The 4,946-nt window shown below is 67.1% G+C and carries 5 protein-coding genes; 2 read left to right on the top strand and 3 right to left on the bottom strand.

The window, feature by feature from the left end; translation table 11 throughout:
* The 3 genes from ACIA6T_RS35530 to ACIA6T_RS35520 form a co-directional block, all read right to left on the bottom strand.
* On the bottom strand, window positions 1–710 hold a 710-nt coding region (locus tag ACIA6T_RS35530; protein ID WP_399450632.1), incomplete at its 3' end, for an IS3 family transposase.
* A gap of 5 nt (window positions 711–715) precedes the next feature.
* A complete protein-coding gene (locus tag ACIA6T_RS35525) occupies window positions 716–1,042 on the bottom strand; it encodes a transposase (protein WP_399450631.1) in 327 nt (108 codons plus the stop codon).
* Window positions 1,043–1,536: 494 nt separating this feature from the next.
* The gene (locus ACIA6T_RS35520; RefSeq protein WP_399450630.1) at window positions 1,537–3,081 is read right to left on the bottom strand and encodes a hypothetical protein; all 1,545 of its coding nucleotides are present in this window, start codon (window positions 3,079–3,081) and stop codon (window positions 1,537–1,539) included.
* 191 nt (window positions 3,082–3,272) lie between these two features.
* Here ACIA6T_RS35520 and ACIA6T_RS35515 point away from each other — a divergent pair, with 191 nt between their 5' ends.
* Together ACIA6T_RS35515 and ACIA6T_RS35510 are read left to right on the top strand one after the other, a co-directional pair.
* A complete protein-coding gene (locus ACIA6T_RS35515; protein WP_399450629.1) occupies window positions 3,273–4,319 on the top strand; it encodes a sacsin N-terminal ATP-binding-like domain-containing protein in 1,047 nt (348 codons plus the stop codon).
* A 75-nt stretch (window positions 4,320–4,394) separates the two neighbouring features.
* Window positions 4,395–4,946, top strand: a complete 552-nt coding sequence (locus ACIA6T_RS35510) for a hypothetical protein (protein ID WP_399450628.1) — start codon at window positions 4,395–4,397, stop codon at window positions 4,944–4,946.

Genomic DNA, 4,946 nt, shown 5'->3' with positions numbered 1-4,946 from the left:
GCGACCGTCCGGTCAACGACGCCATCCACTCTGCTGGCCTGCCCATCAACACCTCCGAGGACGAGGTGTTGCAACGACCGATTGAATCCGCCTTGCGACCCGGCATCCGAGTGATGAATCAACTCGCCTGGCTGAACCGGATGTTGGTCACGGTCGCGCTGCCAGATCGCCATCTCCAGGGCGTCCAGCACGAAGACCGTCTCCTTCACGGTGGCCGCGGACCAGCCGACGATCCGGCGGGAGAAGGTGTCCACGACGAAGGCGACGTGGACGACACCTGCCCAGGTCTTCACGTGGGTGAAGTCCGCGACCCAGCACCGGTTCGGGGCGCCGGCGACGAAGTCGCGGTCGACGAGGTCCGGGGCCCGCCCGGTCTGGCCGCCGGGAAGCGTGGTGATCACGCGTTTGCCGCGGACCGCGCCGGTGATGCCGAGCTCGCGCATCAGGCGTTCAACGGTGCAGCGGGCCACGGCCTGGCCCTGCCGGTTCAGCTCCCGCCAGATCCTCCTCGCCCCGTAGACGCGGTAGTTGGAGTCGTAGACGTGCTGGATCAGTTCCTTCGGCTCGCCGTCCCGCACGGTCCTGGCGGACGGCGCGGTCCGGCGTTTGTGATGGGCGTAGTAGGTGGCAGGGGCGATCTTGCAGTCGTGCATCGTCAGCACGCGGCAGATCGGCTCGACGCCGCCGAAGCGGCCCTTGTGCTCGTCGATGAACGCTACGAGCGTGTGTGTGGCCGGTCGAGCTCGGCCGCGAAGAAAGACGCCGCCGCCTTGAGGATCTCGTTCGCCCGCTTGAGCTCGGCGTTCTCCTTCCTCAGCCGCTTCAGCTCGGCGGACTCCTCCGTCGTCGTCCCCGGCCGGGTGCCGGCGTCGATCTGGTCCTGCCGTACCCACTTCCGCAGGGTTTCGGTTGTGCCGATGCCCAGCTTCTGGGCGACCGCTTTCATAGCGGCCCACTCGGTGTCGTACTCCGGCCGCACCTCGGCGACCATGCGGACCGCACGACGGCGCAGCTCAAGCGGGTAAGGGGAAGGACGTGCCATGACTCGATCCTCTCAAATGATCGAGTCCCTACCGAACCCGGAACGGTTCAATGTCTGCGACAGTCGACCTCCTGCGACAGCTTGACAGTTCACATAACCAAGGACTCGACGTACGGGCGCTTCTGCGCACCGATAAACGGGTGTTTCGGAGGTCACTGGGTGTTTTACCTATGGGTCAATGGTGTGATCGACAGGTTTGGTCCCCCCGGGGCCTGGTGAGCTCGCATCAAGCGACGCGTGGCTCTAGCTGACGGTCGGCGCCCCTGCCCGGCGTTGTGCAGGCGAACTCCGGGCACCGGCACCTACCTCCCTGCGCCGCTCTTGGCCGAGGCATTCGCGGAGTTCCAATACCCGACTCCACCGTTACACCTTCAACCGGACGCGCACAGGGCCGTTATTGGTGGCGGGGAGCGCTTGGACGTTCCGCTCACCATCGCCGCATGAATGATCCTTCGCCCTGTCCCCTTACGGACAGGGCGGAGGCGTCGCCCTGATCAGGGGCGCTTTGTGACCTCCTCTTCGGGCGGTGCCCAGCGACCCTTGCTGTCGAACGGCCAGGGATGGGCGTAGAGATCGCCCTGAAGGAGTGCGCGCAGAGCCTCACGGCTGGCTGGGGGATCCGGCGGAGTCACCAGCTGCGCGCACAGTGGATCAATCCGGTCTGCGTACGCCTCAGCCCACTGCAGCCACTCCAATTCCTCCGCCGCAGCGGACGCGCCGTCGGCTCTCGTGCGGGCCGCGCGGCAGAAGGCGCGGATCTCGGCGGCCCGATGCCGTGCCTCCACCTGCTCGACCAGGACTTTCTCTCGATGCCGCTCAACTTGCCGCTCCCGTGCCTGCGCAACAGCCGCGTACCAGCGGCGTCGCTGCTCGGCCTTGCGGAGTTCCTCTTCCCGCTGCCGGCGTTCGGCCGCCGCGGCACGCTGTTCGAGATCGTGCAGAAGGTGCCCCAGGCGGGACTCCAGTGTCCACCGTGCGCTGTCCCTGTAGGTGTACGAATTCTGGTACCAGCTTCTGGCAGGCGCACCGAGTTCGAGGCGTCCGTTGAACTCGTGGTCGTACTTGGGGATACGAGTCCAGGGATTGCGTTGCTGTTGGCGGATCTCCTGAGTGCTCGGCTCGTGCGGCACCTTGGTCGTCTGCTCTGTGATCGCGAGCGGGAGCGCGTGTCCGCGGATGACGATGACCATCTGGTGTACGGCCTGGCCGCGATGATGTTCGGTTCGGGTCTCCACCTGGTAGCCGCGGCTTTCCGCCTCGGTCAGGAGCGCGTGCATGATTCGCAGGGCACGGTCCACCTGCTCCCGTGACACATGCAGAGAAATGACCTCGGGCGTCCCGCGGGTGTCGACTACGGTCTTGGACCTGCCGAGGGCCTTGCGCGTCGCCCGGACGAGCTGATGAGGACGGCCCAGCACGTCGGGGACATCGATGGTCGGCACAGGTGGCGGTTGCGCAGCCTTCTCGGCTTCCTCGTCGACCAACGTGAAGATGCAGTCACCACGCTGCCGTCCGGTCCAGCGCAGCTTGAGCTTTCCCGGTACGTGACCGTGATGGAGCGCGTCGTAGTAGGCGGCCCGCCACCGCCCCCGGGTCCGCGGGCCCGGATCAGGGACGGTGAGCTTCCCGGTAGTGGCGGACTGGAGTCGAGCGATCAGCTCGGCTCCGTCGGCAGGAGCGCGCTCGGCCTGTTCGGCATCACCGGCCAAGCGCTCCTTCTCGGCTTGGACCTCCTTGGGATGCTTGCCATGTTTGAGGAAGTAGCGGCCGTCCGACGTCACCACTGCGACGTGCCCGCTACCGCGCCAGCTCCGCTTGATCAGCCCACGCTGCTCAAGGGCCCAAGCCGTGTTCGAACTCTTGGGAGCGATGGGCACGGCACTGGACGCTGCAGCGATCTGGCGGAACATGGCAGCCTGCTGTTCGGTCAGCGTGTACTTCACGAGCTTCGGCTCCACCTCGACGAGCTGCGGGCAGACCACCAAGGTAGGGCCGATGAGCAGCCTCGGAGCGCGTCCCATCGTCCGTTCGGGTTCCACCACCCGAACCTGGTCGTGCTGAGGTCAGCCAATGGTGTAAGTGGTTTACCAGGCTTAACCCGTTGAGAGCGTGCCGGGGCTGCTCTCTGGGCTCGGTCCGTACGGCGGCAGGTCGTTGGGTTGACATGCGCTGATTGAACTTGGCTCATTACCCTGTGTCGTGGGGGAGTGCGAGGTAAGCGAGGACAGGGATGACCACGGGGGATGCGGTGCGTCGAACAGCCGCGGTGGAGCAGGGAATTGCGTCCGCCGATGCGCTCTTCTCCATGGAGGGCATCCCAGAAGGAGCCGTCGTACCGGAGCCAGAGGGTGAGGCGGCGACTGAGGCAGCGGTCGAGCGACTCGGCAGCCGGTTCGCGCGACTGGACGGTCAGGTACGGCACGCGCTGAGACGTACCCGAGACCACGCGGGGAATCTGTCGAGCGACCGTCTCCAGGGGCTCTCGGAGATCGTGCAGAACGCAGAGGACCTTGGCGCCACGGACGTACGCATTCTGACGAGGGGACGGGAACTCCTCGTTGCCCACAACGGCAATCCCGTACGGTTGCCGGACGTTCTGGCCCTGGCGATGCCCTGGCTGACAAGCAAGGCAGAGCAGGCGGAATCCACCGGCAGGTTCGGGATCGGCCTGATGACCCTCCAGTCCCTCTCCCCGCATCTGGAAGTTCACTGCGGGCATTACCGGTTCCGTGTCGGGGATCCGGACATCTCCGTGGCCAGGCCGTTCCCGTTGCCTGACTGGTTCGCGGGCGACACCTGGACGGTTCTACGGGTTCCTCTGGAGCCGGGCGTGCTCGGTGCGGACGAGGTGGACGTGTGGCTTGCCGAGTGGGGGGACAGCGCGCTGCTCTTCCTCGGCAGTGTCACGCACCTAGACGAGCAGGGTGCTGTCCGGCACCGGCTGGCGCTCGACCGGGAGACCGGCGAGCCGTTCGAGGCCGTGGTGGGCGGGCGGAGCGCCGACGTGGAGACCGGCGGGGCACGCGCCGGCGACGGGTCCCGGTGGCTGGTGTGCCGTGCGACCGTTCCCAGCCCGTCCGGGATCACCCGGTCTCACAAGGCGGTGGGGTCCACACCGCAATCGCTGTGGCTCTTCCTCTCGGACCCGATGGCGCTGGGCGGATCTACGCCGGTCTTCCGGTCGCGGACACCGCTCTGTCTCTCTGTATCAGCGCCCAGTTCGATCCGATCGCCAGCCGTCAGGCGCTCGACGACACCCCGTGGAACCGCGCACTGAATGAACTGGTGGGCGACCTGTGGACGGCCGCCCTCCTGTGGCAGTTCCGGCGGGATCCGGCACGGGCCTGGCGCCGTGCCGCTCCCCGACGATGTGCGCGACTCCCGTGACCCGGTCGCCGCGCTGGAGCGACTACTCCTCGACCGTGCCAGGGCGGGCGTGTCCCACGGTCTCGTCCTGGATGTACCGGGCTACGGGCCGCTCGGCCTGGATGATCTCGCGGTGGAGGACGAGACGCTGGTGGGCGTGGTCACCGAAGAAGAGATCTCCCGCGTCGCCGAGCGGACCGCCGTGCTGCCCAAGGTGGCGCGGGACGAGGACGGTCGATGGCGCGAGGTGCTGGCGGACTGGGAGAACCACGACAGTGCGGTTCCCGTGACGGTGGACCTTTACGACGCGCTACGCCTCCTCGAGGACGAAACCCGGTCGCCGCAGGCGAACATCCGCCTCGCCGCGGTGGGACTTGCCTCGAATATCTACTTCTCCTTGCTGTCGAGCCGCTGGCTCGTGGACACCTCAGGGGGCCGCCACCGATGGCGTCCCTTGAAGTGGTGTAGCCGTTCTTGGCCGATGTGCGCCCCCGGCTCGCCACCGGGTTGCCCCTGGTGGACCGCTCGTGCGCCCTGA

Origin of the sequence: Streptomyces sp. NPDC051740, assembly GCF_044453165.1 — a bacterium.
GTDB lineage: Bacteria > Actinomycetota > Actinomycetes > Streptomycetales > Streptomycetaceae > Streptomyces > Streptomyces atrovirens.
The sequence above is the reverse complement of the archived record's forward strand: the minus strand, read 5'-3'. Positions and strand labels throughout refer to the sequence as shown.